18 protein-coding genes are annotated in these 16,030 nt (G+C 52.1%); 5 read left to right on the top strand and 13 right to left on the bottom strand.

Going from position 1 to position 16,030, the window contains the following annotated elements:
• Positions 1-24: 24 nt before the first annotated feature.
• The 8 genes from EDM58_RS02445 to EDM58_RS02410 form a co-directional block, all read right to left on the bottom strand.
• Positions 25-798: a DUF3109 family protein gene (locus tag EDM58_RS02445; RefSeq protein WP_122911905.1), complete on the bottom strand. Its 774-nt coding sequence runs from the start codon at positions 796-798 to the stop codon at positions 25-27.
• Positions 795-1,115: a hypothetical protein gene (locus EDM58_RS02440; RefSeq protein ID WP_122911904.1), complete on the bottom strand. Its 321-nt coding sequence runs from the start codon at positions 1,113-1,115 to the stop codon at positions 795-797. Before EDM58_RS02440 ends, EDM58_RS02445 begins: the two co-directional genes overlap by 4 nt.
• A gap of 148 nt (positions 1,116-1,263) precedes the next feature.
• Positions 1,264-1,548, bottom strand: a complete 285-nt coding sequence (locus tag EDM58_RS02435) for a 4a-hydroxytetrahydrobiopterin dehydratase (RefSeq protein WP_122911903.1) — start codon at positions 1,546-1,548, stop codon at positions 1,264-1,266.
• Between the two features lie 90 nt (positions 1,549-1,638).
• Positions 1,639-2,376, bottom strand: a complete 738-nt coding sequence (locus EDM58_RS02430; RefSeq protein WP_122911902.1) for a class I SAM-dependent methyltransferase — start codon at positions 2,374-2,376, stop codon at positions 1,639-1,641.
• Positions 2,377-2,480: 104 nt separating this feature from the next.
• Positions 2,481-3,176: a deoxynucleoside kinase gene (locus tag EDM58_RS02425; RefSeq protein WP_122911901.1), complete on the bottom strand. Its 696-nt coding sequence runs from the start codon at positions 3,174-3,176 to the stop codon at positions 2,481-2,483.
• A 31-nt stretch (positions 3,177-3,207) separates the two neighbouring features.
• Positions 3,208-3,843: a deoxynucleoside kinase gene (locus EDM58_RS02420; RefSeq protein WP_122911900.1), complete on the bottom strand. Its 636-nt coding sequence runs from the start codon at positions 3,841-3,843 to the stop codon at positions 3,208-3,210.
• 139 nt (positions 3,844-3,982) lie between these two features.
• Positions 3,983-5,047, bottom strand: a complete 1,065-nt coding sequence (gene splB / locus EDM58_RS02415; RefSeq protein WP_122911899.1) for a spore photoproduct lyase — start codon at positions 5,045-5,047, stop codon at positions 3,983-3,985.
• A gap of 74 nt (positions 5,048-5,121) precedes the next feature.
• On the bottom strand, positions 5,122-5,331 hold the full coding sequence (locus EDM58_RS02410; RefSeq protein WP_122911898.1) for a hypothetical protein: 210 nt from the start codon (positions 5,329-5,331) through the stop codon (positions 5,122-5,124).
• A gap of 116 nt (positions 5,332-5,447) precedes the next feature.
• On the opposite strand from EDM58_RS02410, the gene EDM58_RS02405 reads away from it, so the two are divergent.
• Together EDM58_RS02405 and EDM58_RS02400 are read left to right on the top strand one after the other, a co-directional pair.
• Positions 5,448-5,960 (top strand): sigma-70 family RNA polymerase sigma factor, encoded by a 513-nt coding sequence (locus tag EDM58_RS02405; RefSeq protein ID WP_122911897.1) that lies wholly within the window; start codon positions 5,448-5,450, stop codon positions 5,958-5,960.
• 6 nt (positions 5,961-5,966) lie between these two features.
• Positions 5,967-7,325 (top strand): DUF4179 domain-containing protein, encoded by a 1,359-nt coding sequence (locus EDM58_RS02400; protein WP_246000490.1) that lies wholly within the window; start codon positions 5,967-5,969, stop codon positions 7,323-7,325.
• A gap of 40 nt (positions 7,326-7,365) precedes the next feature.
• Here EDM58_RS02400 and thiD read toward each other — a convergent pair whose 3' ends face one another.
• Positions 7,366-8,160 (bottom strand): bifunctional hydroxymethylpyrimidine kinase/phosphomethylpyrimidine kinase, encoded by a 795-nt coding sequence (gene thiD / locus EDM58_RS02395; RefSeq protein WP_122911896.1) that lies wholly within the window; start codon positions 8,158-8,160, stop codon positions 7,366-7,368.
• Between the two features lie 112 nt (positions 8,161-8,272).
• Here thiD and EDM58_RS02390 point away from each other — a divergent pair, with 112 nt between their 5' ends.
• Both EDM58_RS02390 and EDM58_RS02385 read left to right on the top strand, forming a co-directional pair.
• Positions 8,273-9,079: a sensor histidine kinase gene (locus EDM58_RS02390; protein WP_122911895.1), complete on the top strand. Its 807-nt coding sequence runs from the start codon at positions 8,273-8,275 to the stop codon at positions 9,077-9,079.
• Positions 9,076-9,723: a response regulator gene (locus EDM58_RS02385; RefSeq protein WP_122911894.1), complete on the top strand. Its 648-nt coding sequence runs from the start codon at positions 9,076-9,078 to the stop codon at positions 9,721-9,723. The genes EDM58_RS02390 and EDM58_RS02385 overlap by 4 nt, the downstream gene beginning before the upstream one ends.
• Before the next feature lie 28 nt (positions 9,724-9,751).
• Here EDM58_RS02385 and EDM58_RS02380 read toward each other — a convergent pair whose 3' ends face one another.
• A complete protein-coding gene (locus EDM58_RS02380) occupies positions 9,752-10,765 on the bottom strand; it encodes a TIGR03943 family putative permease subunit (RefSeq protein WP_122911893.1) in 1,014 nt (337 codons plus the stop codon).
• Positions 10,766-10,778: 13 nt separating this feature from the next.
• On the bottom strand, positions 10,779-11,672 hold the full coding sequence (locus EDM58_RS02375) for a permease (RefSeq protein ID WP_425455595.1): 894 nt from the start codon (positions 11,670-11,672) through the stop codon (positions 10,779-10,781).
• Positions 11,673-11,944: 272 nt separating this feature from the next.
• On the opposite strand from EDM58_RS02375, the gene EDM58_RS02370 reads away from it, so the two are divergent.
• Positions 11,945-12,994 (top strand): flavin-containing monooxygenase, encoded by a 1,050-nt coding sequence (locus EDM58_RS02370; RefSeq protein WP_122911891.1) that lies wholly within the window; start codon positions 11,945-11,947, stop codon positions 12,992-12,994.
• Positions 12,995-13,073: 79 nt separating this feature from the next.
• Here the strand turns inward: EDM58_RS02370 and EDM58_RS02365 are convergent, their stop codons facing one another.
• Together EDM58_RS02365 and gabT are read right to left on the bottom strand one after the other, a co-directional pair.
• Positions 13,074-14,498 carry an aldehyde dehydrogenase family protein gene (locus EDM58_RS02365; RefSeq protein WP_122911890.1) on the bottom strand — a complete coding sequence of 475 codons (1,425 nt, stop codon included), beginning with the start codon at positions 14,496-14,498 and terminating at the stop codon, positions 13,074-13,076.
• Positions 14,499-14,522: 24 nt separating this feature from the next.
• Positions 14,523-15,872 carry a 4-aminobutyrate--2-oxoglutarate transaminase gene (gabT, locus tag EDM58_RS02360; RefSeq protein WP_122911889.1) on the bottom strand — a complete coding sequence of 450 codons (1,350 nt, stop codon included), beginning with the start codon at positions 15,870-15,872 and terminating at the stop codon, positions 14,523-14,525.
• Between the last annotated feature and the right edge of the window lie 158 nt (positions 15,873-16,030).

Raw genomic sequence — 16,030 nt, 5'->3', positions numbered from 1 at the left:
TTTCCTAGATCAAGCTGTATGTTGTTAGCACGTGCTTGCCGCACGCTGTTGTGCCATCTCCTGCAAAAGTGCCTCGATCCTATCTGCTTCGTCTTGCAGCACATACCGAAGCAAGGCCAAATTCCACAGGTAAGCTGGGCGATAGCCGCTCAGAGAAAAAAGCTGTTCATCGAGGTGGACAGCCTGTTTTCTGCGTTCCGGGCTAGCGCAATAAAAATGGTCCAAATAATCCGTGCCCCAGCGCGAAAAAGAGGATGTCTCCGGGGTCACTGCTGTCACCAGGATTCCTTGATCCGTCTCGATTAAATCGAGCGGGTATAGCTGACAGCTAAAGGGCTTCAATGGTTCCAGCTCTCGTCCCGTCTGCTCCGCATACGCATGGATGGCGCATCCGTAGCTTCCGGCGGCCAATTCCTGATAGAACAGGCAGTTTCCGTGCTGCATGCGGATGGTACCGGCGTTCTGGTCCCAGACGTCTTTTGCTGTCATTCTCTGTCGCACTCGGGCATCCTGCGCATAGCTTGCGATCGCAGGCAATTCCTGTTCCAGCAGCGTGACCTGCCAATCATCCACTGCGTAAGGCTGCCCCCCTTCGCAGCAGGTTTCCCGGTGCACCTGCCGGCAATGGCCGCAGTCCAGATGAAACAGGGCGAGCAATGCTTTTGTATCTACCAGATAACGACCCGCCCGGATCAGCGAGGCTTTGTTTCGTTTTATATACTTTTCACAATGATACCTTTCATGATGCATCATCGGCTCCGGAGTGCCGATGTAACGGGAAGTGCGAGCGGATCTCATGATTCGAGCACGAGCTCGGCTTCCGTCCCGAAGATGGAGAGGCGGCCTGCTTCGTTTGCTGCCAGGTCTGCTTCCTCGCTGGGAATTTCCATCAGGATCTCGATATGCTCCCCGTCTTCAGCGGCGAAGACCAGCAGCAGATCTTTTTCTGTAAACTCGTTGTTCGTAAGCGTAGCCGAAGCCAGAGTTGCACGGAACTGGGTCTCTTCCTCATCCTCCCCCTCCGCATCCCACTGAGTGTAGGAGACTGTAAGCACTTTATTCGCGTATTCCTCTGTCAAGATTTTGAGCAATTGCTCATGCTGCTGGATGTCCATGATAATCCCTCCGAATTGACTACAGCCATCAAAGCTGTACACTTACAGCCAATCATAGCAGATGGCTTTTCCAGATGCTACGCCCGGAATGCGAAAAGCCGCCTCGTCTCGCGAATGCGGCTTTCCAGCAATATGCCCTGCGTTTTTGTCAACCGACTTTGGTGATGGTCTGTGCCAGGGCAAAATCCTTGCCTGTCAGACCCCTCGCTTCCCTCGTCGCAAGGACAAAGGTGACCAGGTTGGCGTTGATGCGAATCTCCACATGCTGACTGTCATGTTCCAACATTTCGGCAACCCGATTGACAAGCCGCATGGCAGAAGCAAAATCAGAACATTCATACGTCCGGGACAACGCCATCCGATCTTCCACCAACCTCCAGCCTGGCACCTTCCCGAGATACAGCTTAACCTGCTCGACCGACAGTCTGCTCATCACAAACTCCCCCTCGTAGACCCGATGAACGGTAGTAACACCATCATATTCAGGGGAGACTGCTGTTAGTCACGCTTATCCGCAACCCATTTACATCTTCACTGCATAGAAGATCATGCGCGGGGAGTCAGGAGCGACATAGGGCTCGAAGACATAATTGCCAAATACCTGAATCTGTCCAAATCCTGCCTGTTCCAGCATCGCCATCATCTGCTCCACGCTGAACAGGCGAACCTGCTCCATATACTCCCGCGGCTCATGAGACGAATCGTCTTTGATTGAAATCCGCTTTTTCACAAATCCATCCTCAATCCAGCGTTTCTCCTCGATGAGCAAGTCCTCTACTTCCTTGGTGGAATGCGGGACCAGATGATCTTTGACAAAAGCGGGATTGAGGTAATCCAGGATTAATTCACCGCCCTGTTTTAACGCTTGGGCCATGTTTTGGACGACTTTCGCATTCTCCTCATCCGAAGTGAAGTAACCAAAGCTGGTGAAGAGATTGACGACGATGTCAAATTCCTCGCGAAACGGGATTTCTCGCATGTCACAGCGGGCAAAACGGAGCTTTGGATAGTGATTTTGCTCTTCCGCCAGCTTCAATAGGACAGGCGATAAATCGACTCCAACGACTTCGTATCCCCGACGAGCCAGTGCACGCGAATGTCGGCCGCTTCCACAGCAAAGATCAAGCACTTTTCCTGTCGCCTTGATCGGCAGTCGTTCGAGCAAATTGGCGATTTCCTCATCTGCTGCCGAATCATCACGGTGCCGGTACACCAGCACATAATCTTCGCGAAAGCTGCGTTCAAACCATTCTTCTGCCATGTCTGAGCTCCTTTTTTGATACCAAGATGTTCCTATTATACCATAGAGGGGTTTGTTCGTTGGGCTCTTACCTGCCGAAAAGTGTCAGTAGACACGCCGAATTTTTACCGCTTTTCCAATCTGGTGGAACGGCCGATCTGGATTTTCTGTGCGACACGCTCAATGATGCTCTCCATCGAGTTCGGCTCATGCACGGCATCGTACTCGTTGATGTTGATGCGCAAGATCGGGCAAGCGGCAAAAGAACTGATCCACTTCTCGTAGCGCTCATACAAATCCTTCCAGTACTCGATCGGTGTCTGCTGCTCCATCGGGCGTCCTCGTTCCTTCACGCGCTCCACTATGTCGTCAAAGCTGCCTTCCAGATAGATCAGGATGTCCGGATGCGGGAAGTACGGGGTCATCACCATCGCCTCGAACAGCTCGGTATAAGTGCGGTAATCCTCCTCGGTCATGTTTCCCTGCTCGTACAGCATGCGTGCGAAAATGCCAGTATCCTCATAGATGGAGCGATCCTGTACAAAACCGCCTCCGTATTCAAACATCCGCTTCTGCTCTTTGAAGCGTTCCGCTAAAAAGAAGATCTGCAAATGAAAGCCCCAGCGAGCCAAATCTTCGTAATATCGTCCCAAATACGGGTTATTGTCCACTTTTTCAATCGAGACGCGAAACCCCAGCTGTTCTGCCAATGCATGTGTAAACGTGGATTTCCCCACACCGACTGTTCCGCCGATGGTAATCACCGCGTTGGCAGGGATTCCGTATTTTTCGCGAAGTGGACTGCTATGAAACCTTGACATGTACGCAACTCCTTAGTTTTCTTTCTTCCTTTTATTTTGCCAGCAGCTTTTGGAGGATGGGATCTACCGTGTCCAAGACATGCTGCAAATCTCCCGGGCTATGTACGAAATCCAAATGATCGCAATTCAATTTGATCACAGGAGTATTGGGGTGCTGCTTTTCGAATTCCTGCATGAATTCTTCGTAGTCAGCAATCAGATTTTCCATGTACGTGATGTCCATATTGCGTTCGATATCGCGGTCGCGCAAGGCGATTCGCTTCATCACCGTATCGATCGATGCTGTCAAATAAATGACTAGATGAGCTTGCGGCAGATCCTCCGTCAAAATATCGTAGATCTTCAGATACTTGTTCAGATTGTCGCGATCAAGCGTTCGTTTGGAAAAAATCGTATTTTTAAAAATATTGTAGTCGGAAACGACCGAAATGCCCTGCTGCAAATACTTGGTATGAATATCCTGCAACTGCTTGTACCGATTGCAAAGAAAAAACATTTCCAACTGGAAGCTCCACTCGGAAATATTCTCGTAGAATTTTCCTAAAAATGGATTTTCGTACACAATTTCTTCCAGAAGCTGCAATTCGTAGGCCCGGTTCAGTTCCCGTGCGAGAGAGGTTTTTCCAATTCCAATTGGTCCCTCCACGGTAATCAAAATCGACTTCATAGGGGTTGGGTCTTCCTTTCACGAAAATGAGAGCAAATCATATTGTAGCATGTCCGCCGCGGGTTTGTCGAAACGAATCGGTTCTTGGGAACGGCAAAAACTGCCCGATGCCTCGAGCAGCTTGTAAGCGCTTTATTGTTTACGTAAAATATTCGATGCGCGCCTGTGGAAACAATCTGGAGATTTCCTTTTCCAAATGAGCCTGCAGCGCTTTTGCCTTCACGTCGGGATAGACGTATTTTCCTTTTCCGTACTTTCCCCATTTGTATTTTCGCTCTTCTTCGTTCATTTCCAGCTTTGTCTTGGGATACCGCTGCAAAATCAAGCTTTTTGCGATCTTGGTGAAACGGTGCTGAATCAGTTCAAAAGTCAAGTCTTCCATCGCCTCCGGGACAAGCTGTTCGCGCAGCCTCTCCAATAGATCCGTATACCCTGCTTCCCAGCCCTCAAACCAATACAACGGGGCCAAAATGAACCCAAGCGGATAGCCGGCTTTCGCCACTTTTCCCGCAGCCTCCAGTCTTTCGCTGAAACTCGAGGTTCCCGGCTCGAAGTTCTTGATCACATAATCTGCGTTCATGCTGAAACGAAAGCGCGTATGCCCGTTGTGCCTGGCGTCGAGAAGGGAGTCTACATGGTGGAATTTGGTGACAAAGCGCAGCCTGCCCCACTCCTGCTCCCCCATAAACTCAATCGCCCGCTTCAAATTCCCGGTGATATGCTCGATGCTGACCGGGTCCGATGTACAAGCAGCCTCAAAACGGGTGATTTCTCCCGCCCGCTCCTCGATGTAGGTTTTCGCCTGCGCGAAGATCTCATCGGTGTTGACGTAGATTCGGATATACGGCTTGGAGCCGACGTTTGTATTCAGATAACAGTAGTGGCAGTGGCCCACACATCCAGTAGCAAGCGGAATGGCATATTCAGCAGAAGGCTTTGAGGTCTCGAACTTCAAGGTTTTGCGTACCCCGATCACCAGCGTGCGCTTGGCATTGCGGTATTTCTCCGCATCCGTCTCTCCCGGGATCCCCCGGACCTGGTTGTGGCTGGTTGTCATCTGAATCGGGATTCCTTCCCGCTGAAAACGCTGGTACAGTTCTTCCCCCAGCGGATAATCAAGAGCGTGGGGCTCGACAAAGACATAGTCAGGGATAAAAAGACCGGATTTGCTTCTGCCTGGCGCTTCCTGCACTGTAGTCGCCATACTCTCCCCCCTTTGCTCTAGTATGTCCCGCTAGCTTCTAGTCAGCGCTGGTGTGTAGATGGCATGGGCTTTTCCTACATTGTTTGCTTAAAAAGGTGAAGCCATTTCTTGGCCTGGTCTAGCTGGGAGGACGGGACGCGAAGCGAATAGACGTGCCCGTTTCTTTTGGTTCGTTTGGCGACCACCTTGACGTGAATGCCCTTCAATTCCAAAAATTGCCGACAATCCTGTGCGACCCGAGGCAGACCGTAGGATTGGTGAATCGTAACCCATCTCGTCCACATACCGTTCATTCCATCCTTTTTTCTTTCGTTGTTATACAGTAAGCAAAAAAGAAGGAGAAGGTTCGGCAAAACCGTTTTGGCTCTTCGGGAGTCTAATGATTGTAGGAGGGGTGAACGTGAATCTGGAACAGCTTGTCCGTGAGGCCCAAAAGGGGGACGATCAGGCTTTTTACCAGCTTATCCTCATGCACAAGGAGCGGATGTATCGCGTGGCGTATGCCTTTTTGCGCACGGAAACAGATGCATTGGAAGCCATACAGGAAGCGACTTGTCGCGCTTATCTCAAACTGTCTGCGGTAAAGGAGCCGGCCTATTTTTCAACTTGGCTGACACGGCTTTTGATCCACTTGTGCATAGATGAGCAAAAACGAAGAAAGCGCTGGATTTTGGAAGAGACCGACCGGGAGCGCATAGACCCGCAGGCAGAGCATACAGATGAACGAATCTTGCTGCAGGCTGCCATGGAGCGGCTCTCCCCGATTCAGCGGCATGTCATCATTCTGAAGTATTTTGAAGATCTGACGATACGCGAAATTGCTTCCCTGCTCGGCCATCCGGAAGGGACGATCAAAACCTGGCTGCATAAAGCACTCGGCGCATTGCGTCACGACTTGGGGAGGGGCTGGTGAACGCTCATGCAACATGAAGATAAGATCGAACAGTCATTGAATGAGGAAAAAGAACGCATGCAAGCGGTTGTACTGCCTGCTGAACTGGACCATTACATCCGAAAAGGAGTAGACAAAGCAAAGCGATTGCAGGCGAGACGGAAGCGCTGGCAGCGCTACGGGACCAGCTTGGCTGCTTGTTTATTGGTCGTGGGACTGTTTTTTTCCATCCGCTTGTCTCCCGTTGTCGCTGCCTATGTGAGTCATATTCCGGGGATGGAAAAGCTGGTGGAGCTGATTCGCGAGGACAAAGGACTGCAGCGTGCAGCAGAGCATAGTATGGTGCAAAACATCGGAGAAAGCGTCCAGCAAGGAGCCATCCGCTTCAGTGTGGACGAAGTGCTGATGGATGAACGGCGCATGCTGATTTTTTATACGCTCTCGCAGGATCGCTCCGACCAGGTCCTCTCCTTGCATAAAGTGGAGCTGCTGGACACTGCGGGGAATCCGTGGGGACTAGGCGGCGCATCGTGGAGTCACAATTTGGAACCGGGACAGACCACCAAAAATCGGATCGATTTTACGTTCGAAGAAAGAGGGGAAGTGCCGGACTTCCTGCAGCTTCGCGCCACGATATCCATCGATGGCGAAGAACAAGATACTCCGGTAAACGTGGTGTTTGCCATCGACAAGGCGAAGTTTGCTGTACATCAGCCTTTCTCCTATGAGGTAAACCAAGAGGTGCATGTCGACAGCCAACGCTTCACGGTTGAAAGCATCACCGCCTATCCGACGCAAACAGAGGTAAGGATCCGCTTTGATCCCACCAATACGAAGCATATTTTTGAATTCGACCAATTGGAGCTGGCAGATGAAAAGGGAGCTACCTACGCCTTTTGGGGAAATGGCTTGCCTTATTCCCGCGAAGGCGACGATGTGGTCATTTACCATCTGGAGAGCATCTACTTTACCAAATTCGAACAACTGATGCTGCAGGCGAAAGGGATCCGCGCGCTGGATAAGGACAAGCTGACTGTGACGATAGATGCCCGGACAGGTGAATTCACGAAGATACCGGATGAACGCCTTCGCCTGGACGCCTTGCGCCAACGGGACGATGTCGTGGGAATGGACCTTTCGCTAATGGTAGATGAGATCGACCACTCGCGATATGTGTCTTTGCTCAGCGAGCTGACAGATGATCTGGGAAATGAATATGACCTGCTGCAAAGCACCTCTTCCAGTGACTATTCATCAAAAAACATACAGCTTTACGGTCATCTGTTTAAACGGCTTACTTCTTATGGCATGCCTTCGGAATACAGCTTCACGCTTTACAGCTATCCAACTCGGCTGACAGAAGGTTTTCGCATCAAGATCAAATAGAAAATGCCCGGCTTCGCGCCGGGCTTTTCATATTCTTCCTTTATTCGATAACAGCCCAGTGGTTGGTTGGACCGTGGCCCCCGCCCAGTTCAGGTGCTGTCTTAATCGCTTCGAAAATAAAGCGGTTCGCCTTCTCCACCGCCTCAATCAGCGGCGTGCCTTTGGCCAGTTCTGCCGTCAACGCAGCCGAGAACGTACAACCCGTCCCATGCGTGTGCCGGGTATGGATGCGCTCGTGGACGATTTCGTGAAAAGCTTGTCCATCGTACAGGATGTCCCGTACTTCGTCGCCTTCCAGATGCCCGCCCTTCATCATGACGTTGCGCACGCCCAACGCGTGAATCGCCTTGGCCGCTTCGCGCATCTGCTCCGCATTGCGAATCTGCATACCCGTCAAGCACTCCGCTTCCGGTACATTCGGGGTAACGACCTCCGCGAGAGGCAGCAATCCTGTGGTCAGCGCTTCAATCGCATCATCCTGGAGCAGCTTTGCCCCGCCTTTTGCGATCATGACAGGGTCCACAACCAATTTGAGCTTGTCGTACGGACGCAGTTCATCCGCCACAGCCCTGATGATTGCTGCATCAAAGAGCATTCCCGTCTTGGCCGCATCCGCCCCAATATCGCGAAGCACCTCATGGATCTGTTGGGCAACAGCTTCTGCCGTCATCGGGTATACCCCAAACACCCCAAGGGTGCTTTGAACCGTAATCGCGGTGATCGCACTCATTCCGTATGCGCCGAACTGATGAAAGGTTTTCAGATCCGCCTGAATCCCGGCGCCGCCTCCACTATCTGAGCCTGCTATCGTTAAAGCCCTGGCTACCTGTTTCATGTTATCCTCCACCACCATCTCGCTATTCTCTGATCTTATCTGAGTATATCATCGAAAGGTACAGTTCGGTATACTAGTCTTGATTGCCATTGGACAAGGAAGGAAGAAAGCAATGACTTACCGCACGCTTTACTGGTTGACCGCTCTTCTCCCTGCGATCATCATCGGAGGTTTTGAATTCATCCGCCATGACTTCCTGCTGCCCTATCTCTCCATGGAGGACGGCAATGTATACATCACGATCCTCACGTTGGTTCTCTCTTTTTTGTTCGCCAACTGGATGTTCCGAACGATTGAGAGGATGAATGCTCGGCTTGTCGAGGAGCAGGCGCGTCGCGCTGTCTACGAGGAACGGGAGCGGCTGGCCCGCGAGCTGCATGACGGCATCGCGCAGTCTCTCTTTTTTCTCAACGTCAAACTGAAGCAAGGACATTTGGACGATGCGCGCATAGCCGTGTCGGCGATTGACAATCACGTCAGACAAGCCATTTTCAATCTGCGCTCGCTCCCGGAGGAAGGCAGTCTGGAGCAGCGTCTGGAAAACTGGCTGGCCCAGTGGAGTGCGCTCTCGGGCGTAGATATCGTACATGAGATAGAGGTCAGCGACAATTTTTTCTCACCTGCCCAGGAGGTCCAGGTGTTTGGCGTCATCCAGGAGGCATTTGCCAACATTCGCAAGCACGCACAGGCCCGTCACACCCGGATTTCGCTTGTTACGCAAGATTCGCGCAGCTGGCTGCTGACGATCGAAGATGACGGCATCGGGATCTCCGCTGATTCAAAAAGGTCCAAAAAATACGGACTGTCCATGATGCGTGAACGCGCCCGTCAACTGGACGCCATTTTGGAAATCAAACAGCGGGAGGGCGGCGGAACGGTGATTAGCCTGATCTCCCAAAAAGGAGGCGAAAACAGATGAACCCCTATCGAGTCATTATCGCTGACGATCACCCCATGGCGCGGTTGGCGATTCGCAGTTTGCTCGACCCGGACCCTTCGTTCGAGGTCGTAGGCGAAGCTGTCAACGGTGAAGATGCTTTTCAGCTTTGCGGCGAGCTGCAGCCCGATCTCGTCCTGATGGATATCAATATGCCGAAATGGAGCGGGCTGGAAGCGACACGCGAGGTCAAAAAAGCGTACCCCCATATCAAAGTGGTGATTCTCAGCGTCTCCGATGATGTCGGCGACTTGATCACGGCGATCCAGTTCGGCGCCCAGGGCTACCTCCTGAAAAACCTCGAGCCTGACGACTGGATCAACTATCTGCATGCATTATTGTGCGAAGACAGTCTCCCCTCGCGCGAGATGGCGACCCGATTGTTTCATCATTTTCGCCAGGAAGAGCTGGGAGATGAGCTGAAGCCAGATGTGCTGACACCGCGTGAACGCGAGATCGTCATGTACGTCGGTGCTGGCAGGACGAACCGGGAGATCAGCGATGCACTCGTGATTGCCGAGAACACGGTAAAAAATCACATCAAAAACATTTTGGACAAGCTGCAATTGGCGAACCGGGTGCAACTGGCTGCATACGCCGTACGCCATCACTTGTTGAAAAAATAAAAAAGAGCGCCCTCGGACGCTCTTTTTTCTATTCGCTCCCTTGCGGCGCCTCGAAGCTGTAGTACACGTACGGATCCTTCGGTGCATCTACAGGCTCTACCTGCGTTGCCTTCAGCACCAGCATATCGTAGCCGTTTGCATTCCTCAGCTCCAGCTTCCCGCGAACCTTGACCCAGCTGTCGATGGGATAGTTTTTGGCTTGTTTGTCTTCCACCAGAATTCCGAACACACTGGCGTCTGCTGTACAGCAGGAGACTGAAAAACGGGCCACGACGAACTGTTCTTCCGAAAAATCGGATTGGTGGTAGACAAAGCCCATGGTCTCGATTTCCTTGCCCGCAAATTCCTTGGCATACAGCTCCATTGTTGTCAGACCGTCCAAAAATACCTTGTCATCCAGCTTGATCACAGGCTGCTTATACAAAAATACCGCAATGTCTGTGTAAAAATCACCAAAATCGCTTTCAGCAAAAAGTTGCCTGATTTGCGCATCTTCGAGTGGAACGGACTTCGCAGGCTCTTCGGTTGTATCTGACGGCTCTTCTTGCTTCCTGGCTTCTTCCTCTAGCTGTTCCCCGCCTTCCGGGCTTGCATTTTGCTTGACATCCTCCCCCTGTGACTCTACCTTAGGCACCGAAGCATTCACTTGTGCCAGTTTTCGGACGTCATTGCTCAACAGGTTCACACCTAGATTTTCTGCCATTGCACTTCCGAGCGTTTTGTCCGGCATGAATATGCCCATCGCCAAAGGGAGACAGAAAAGCCCGTATACGATCAGCGAAGTCCAGGGGGACCGGGGGATTTTATGAGCGTCGCAGTCACAATCATAATCGCTTTGGCCGATGATGACCTGGCGGATGCTCGCGATCGTCAAGATGATCAGGATGCCCAGCGTAACATAGATCAGCATGTGCAGCCGAGGAGCCAGATACTGGCTCAGCCTCCCTGTAAAAATCATCTCCGCCAGCAAGAGCACAAAACCGCTCAAGATCAACGTCCGCAATATATAATGACGTTTCCATTTTTTCTGATTTTGGTCCATTTTTCTTCTCCTCTCACACCGGCATCCATAATGTGACGACCAGTACCGTAATCGTCACCGCCAGGATCAGCTTGACCACAAAGCCAAAACGGAATGAATGGAACAACAGCAAGGTCGTTTTCAAGTCCATCATGGGACCGAAGACGAGGAAGGCCAATAGCGAACTGCTCTGGAAGGTATTGGCAAAAGAAGCTGCAATAAACGCGTCTGCCTCTGAACAGAGCGAGAGAATGTACGCCATGCCCATCATGACCAAATGGGAAGAGAGTGGCGTCTGTCCGATCCCCAGCATGGTTTCCCGACTTACGAAAACTTGCAGCAGCGCACTGATCAATGCACCGAAAAGCAGAAATTTTCCCATATCGAAAAATTCATCGACTGCATGAGAAAAAGTAGCCGATAGCTTGCCACGAGAGGCTTCCAGATGTCTCGCTTCGTGTCTGATCTCTGTCTCCATCCCCAAGCGCAGGGGATTTTTCTTGACGAATACCAACACCAGAATCCCGATCACGAAGGCCACAATCAGTGCCGATATGGCACGATACATCGCCATGTCAGGCTGCCGGGTAAAAGCCGTGTAGGTAGAAGTCAGCACGATTGGATTGACGATTGGACCCGCCAACAGGAAGACGATTCCCACATGAAGCGGCATCCCCTTCTGGATCAGGCGGCGAACCACAGGAATAATGGCGCATTCGCACACGGGGAACAGCACTCCCAAGAGTCCGGCAAAGGGCAAAGCAATGAAGGGATTCTTGGGCGTCCAGCGGCGAACTTGTTCTTCTGTCACAAACGTCTGAATAAAGGCGGAAAAAAAGACTCCCAACAATACAAATGGAATCGCTTCTAGGACGATACTTAAGAAAAAAGTTCTGACATCCAGCCATTTCGGCGACCAAGTGATCAAATTCGCATAAAGAGGGTTGCTCGTGCCCCCTGTTGTCAGCCAGACAACAGCAAGCCCCAGTATGACCGCTCCCAGGCTGTCGCGAAGCAGGCTACGGAAGTTTACCGGCAAGATGCTAACCTCCTATCGATCTAGCGATTTGTATATCTTTTCTATTATATGCGAACCTGTCCAATGATGCCAAATTCTTATTATTATTCAAATATACACTTGAATGTTTGTTCGTTCTTTGGTAGTCTTTTCCTTACTAGCAGAGAAAAGAAGGGATTGCCATGAACGAGTACGATGTCATTGTGGTTGGCGGGGGGCAGGCAGGGCTGGCTATGGGCTATTATTTACGCCAGACAAATCGCCGCTTTCTGATACTGGATTCACAAAAACGGACCGGCGATAGCTGGCGCCAGCGATACGACACCCTGGTCTTGTTTACACCCCGTCGCTACAGTGCGTTGCCCGGGCTGGATTTCCCCGGGGAGCAAATGCAGCTGCCAACCAAGGAGGAGACTGCAGATTACCTTGAAATGTACGCCCGCCATTTTGACCTTCCCATCCAGCATCAAACAACGGTGCTCCGGGTGGAAAAAACGGCCGGAGGATATACAGTCGAGACGGCAGATGAAGTATTGCATACCCGTAGCCTCGTCGTTGCCACTGGTCCTTTTCAAACACCGTTCATCCCTGCGTTGGGGCAGCAGGAATCATCAGATGTCTTCTCCCTGCATACCGCCTCTTATCGGAATGAAACGCAATTGCCACCCGGTCCCGTCCTGATCGTCGGCGGGGGAAATTCGGGTGTACAGATCGCTGTCGAGCTTGCCGCCTCGCGTCCAGTCTACCTGTCCATGGGGCAGGATCGCACCTTTCTTCCCGCGACGATCTTCGGCAGATCGATCTTCTCGTATCTATACGCATTCGGATTGCTTGAATCTCCTGGGACATCCTGGCTGGGGAAAAAGTGGCGCGCCAAGCCAGACCCGATCTTTGGATACCGCAAGCAGGTGCGTGAGCTAACGAAAAATGGACAGCTGCAAGTAACGCAGCGTACTCGCTCCATTCAGAATCGTACGGCGACTTTTGACGATGGAGCAAAAGCCGATATTTCCGCCATCATCTGGGCTACTGGTTTTCGCTCGAATTATGAATGGCTTCAGATACCCGGAGTATTGGCGGCAGATGGACAGCCAATCCATGAAAGGGGCATTTCTCCCGTGCAGGATCTCTATTTCATCGGGCTGCCTTGGCAGTACACCCGCGGCTCCGCCCTTCTCGGCGGGGTGGGAGATGACGCGAGATATATCGTGGACAGAATGGAAAATCGCTAATCGATCGAAATCAATGAAACAAGCGAGCCTGTAGTGGCTCGCTTGCTTCTGCTTATTTGACCGATCCTGCTGGCTACAGCTACAGCTTGATGGTGATCAGCTTCAATTCTGTCATTTCCTCGACCGCATATTTGATACCCTCACGGCCAAAGCCGCTCTCCTTCACTCCGCCATACGGCATGTGATCCACCCGGAATGTCGGGATGTCGTTGATCATGACACCGCCTACTTCCAATTCGTCGGCGGCTTTGAGCGCTTTCTGAATGTCGCGGGTGTAAATTCCCGCCTGCAGCCCGTAGCGGGAGTCATTGACTGCTTCAATCGCCTCATCGAGCTTCTGGAAAGGCGTAACGACTACGATCGGACCGAAAACCTCCTGGCAGGAGCATTTCATGTCACTCGCTACATTGGTCAGAATGGTCGGGGCAAAAAGCCGCTCGTTCACGGGCTTGCCGCCTGTAACCACGTTCGCCCCTCTGGAGACGGCTTCCTCCACCCAGTCTGTCATGCGTTGATGGTCTTTAGCCGAGATGAGCGACGACATGTCGGTCGCCTCCTCCAGAGGATCGCCGAGCACCAGCTTTTCCGTCGCCGCCTGGAAGGAGGAGAGGAATTCTTCGTACTTGCTTTCATGCACATAGACGCGCTGCAGCGAGATGCATACCTGACCGCTGAACGAGAACCCGCCTATCACGCAGCGATCGATCAATGCCTGGTCGATCTCCACGTTATCGTCAATGATCAGAGCCGAATTGGAGCCCAGCTCCAGCGTAACCCGCTTGAGGCCAGCCTTGTTTTTCATCGCGATTCCGACTTCCGGACTGCCAGTGAACGTGATCGCGGCAATTCGCGGATCACGCACCAGCTTTTCGCCCACGATGGCGCCTTTTCCCGGGAGAATATTCAAGGCTCCGTCGGGCAGCCCCGCTTCGGCAAAAATCTCGGCCAATACCAAGGCGCTCAAGGGAGTTTGGCTGGCTGGCTTGAGCACCACTGTGTTTCCGGCAGCAAAGGCAGGGCCCAGCTTGTGTGCTACGAGATTAAATGGGAAGTTGAACGGTGTGATGGCTCCCACGACACCGATCGGCTTGCGGACGGTGAAAGCCAACCGCCCCTCTCCGCCCGGTGCAGCGTCTAGCGGGATGGTTTCGCCATGGATTCGTTTTGCTTCCTCTGCGGCAAATTTGTACGTCTGGATCGTTCGCCCGATCTCTGTTCTGGCGGTACGAATTGGCTTGGCTGCTTCCGACGCCAGAATCCTAGCCAGCTCCTCCTGCCTCTCTTCCATAATCGAGACCGCCTTTTCCAGAATGGCGGCGCGCTTGCTTGCCGGAAGTTTCGCCATCGTCTTGCTCGCCTGTCTCGCAGCTTCGATAGCTTCGTCTACATCTGCATCGTCCGCCTGCCCGATCTCGGCGATCAACTCTCCGGAGAAGGGAGAATAGAGCGGGACGTATTCCTTCGCTTCCTTCCATTTCCCCTGGATGTACAAATGCTTTTTCATCGCGATCCCCTCCTCTTCGCTCGATTAGTTGGTTACGTAGATCCCTTTCAATACATCGGTCATGATATCCAAGCCTTCCTGCAATTGCTCATCCGTGATGACCAGCGGTGTGAGGAAGCGCAGAATATTGCTGTGAACGCCTGCAGACAGCACGACGACTCCGTTCTCGCAGCATCCTTTGGTCAGCTTTCCGATCAGCTCCTTCGCCGGCTCCCCTGTCTGCGGATCTACGAATTCCACTGCGCACATCGCGCCAAGCCCGCGGACATCCGCGATGACAGGCAGTTCCTTTTGCAAAGCCAGGAAATGCTTCTGGATGGCATCGCCGATCTCTTGCGCCCGCTTGGCCAGATTCTCTTTTTCCATCTTTTCAATGACAGCCAGAGCCGCTACGCAGCCGAGAGGACTTCCTCCGTAGGTGCCGCCGATTTCACCGGCTGTCGGCGCATCCATAATCTCTGCCCGCCCCGTGACAGCACTGATCGGCAGACCAGCCGCAATCGACTTGGACATTGTGATGATGTCGGGTTCGATGCCGAAATGAGTGGAGGCAAACATCGAGCCTGTACGGCAAAAGCCGGTTTGGATTTCGTCTGCGATAAAGAGGATATTGTTCTTTTTGCAAATATTGTAAATTCCTTGAACGAACTCGACAGGCGGTATGACAAAGCCTCCTTCACCCTGAACAGGCTCCATGATGACCGCTGCCAGCTCTTCAGGGGATACCTCTGTCAAAAGGAAATCTTCAAACTGATCGACACAGTACTGGGCGTACTCGGCATCCGTCAGCCCTGCCGGCTTGTTCATCGGGTACGGGAACTGGGCTTTATACGTCATGGGTGCAAAGGGACCCATTTTGAATTTATACGGCTTTACTTTGCTAGTCAGGGACATGCCCAAAAGCGTACGTCCGTGGAAGCCTCGGGTAAACGAGACAATCCCTTGGCGTCCTGTGTATTTGCGGGCAATTTTGACCGCATTTTCTACGGCTTCCGCACCGCTGTTGGCGAACATGGTTTTCTTGGCAAAATCGCCGGGCGTGATTTCAGCCAGTTTTTCCGCCAATTGGACATATGGCTCATACATGGCAACGTGGAAGCAGGTATGGATGTATTTGTCGAGCTGCTCCTTCAATACCTGGACGACTTCTGGCGGACAGTGGCCTGCGTTGATTGTACCGATCGCTCCGGCAAAATCCAGGTATGTGTTGCCGTCTACGTCTGTCAGCAATGCACCGGATGCGCGTTCTACGACAACCGGCGTGTTATTGCCCACACCACTGGGTACAGCCTGCTCCCTTCTGGCGATGATCGCGGCGCCTTTGGGACCTGGCACCCCTGCAGAAACATTGACAAATGTACGTTGTTTGGACATATGACCCAACCCCTTTAGGAGATTATTTGAGTAAGATTCGGTAATACCCGACCTGCTCCTTATACTTAGCAAAAAGCATGCCAAACTCAATAAAAGCGGAAAGCTCGCCTATTTTATCTGCATTTATTCACAATTGAATTATTTGCTGCAAAATCCGA

The organism is Brevibacillus panacihumi (assembly GCF_003710985.1).
Classification (GTDB): Bacteria; Bacillota; Bacilli; order Brevibacillales; family Brevibacillaceae; genus Brevibacillus; species Brevibacillus panacihumi.
This window is presented reverse-complemented; position numbering and strand designations above follow the sequence as displayed.

Coding starts and splice junctions, on each gene's coding strand:
- EDM58_RS02445 (WP_122911905.1), bottom strand. CDS start 798: ATGAGATCCGCTCGCACTTCCCGTTACATCGGCACTCCGGAGCCGATG.
- EDM58_RS02440 (WP_122911904.1), bottom strand. CDS start 1,115: ATGGACATCCAGCAGCATGAGCAATTGCTCAAAATCTTGACAGAGGAA.
- EDM58_RS02435 (WP_122911903.1), bottom strand. CDS start 1,548: ATGAGCAGACTGTCGGTCGAGCAGGTTAAGCTGTATCTCGGGAAGGTG.
- EDM58_RS02430 (WP_122911902.1), bottom strand. CDS start 2,376: ATGGCAGAAGAATGGTTTGAACGCAGCTTTCGCGAAGATTATGTGCTG.
- EDM58_RS02425 (WP_122911901.1), bottom strand. CDS start 3,176: ATGTCAAGGTTTCATAGCAGTCCACTTCGCGAAAAATACGGAATCCCT.
- EDM58_RS02420 (WP_122911900.1), bottom strand. CDS start 3,843: ATGAAGTCGATTTTGATTACCGTGGAGGGACCAATTGGAATTGGAAAA.
- splB (WP_122911899.1), bottom strand. CDS start 5,047: ATGGCGACTACAGTGCAGGAAGCGCCAGGCAGAAGCAAATCCGGTCTT.
- EDM58_RS02410 (WP_122911898.1), bottom strand. CDS start 5,331: ATGTGGACGAGATGGGTTACGATTCACCAATCCTACGGTCTGCCTCGG.
- EDM58_RS02400 (WP_246000490.1), top strand. CDS start 5,967: ATGCAACATGAAGATAAGATCGAACAGTCATTGAATGAGGAAAAAGAA.
- thiD (WP_122911896.1), bottom strand. CDS start 8,160: ATGAAACAGGTAGCCAGGGCTTTAACGATAGCAGGCTCAGATAGTGGA.
- EDM58_RS02390 (WP_122911895.1), top strand. CDS start 8,273: ATGACTTACCGCACGCTTTACTGGTTGACCGCTCTTCTCCCTGCGATC.
- EDM58_RS02385 (WP_122911894.1), top strand. CDS start 9,076: ATGAACCCCTATCGAGTCATTATCGCTGACGATCACCCCATGGCGCGG.
- EDM58_RS02380 (WP_122911893.1), bottom strand. CDS start 10,765: ATGGACCAAAATCAGAAAAAATGGAAACGTCATTATATATTGCGGACG.
- EDM58_RS02370 (WP_122911891.1), top strand. CDS start 11,945: ATGAACGAGTACGATGTCATTGTGGTTGGCGGGGGGCAGGCAGGGCTG.
- EDM58_RS02365 (WP_122911890.1), bottom strand. CDS start 14,498: ATGAAAAAGCATTTGTACATCCAGGGGAAATGGAAGGAAGCGAAGGAA.
- gabT (WP_122911889.1), bottom strand. CDS start 15,872: ATGTCCAAACAACGTACATTTGTCAATGTTTCTGCAGGGGTGCCAGGT.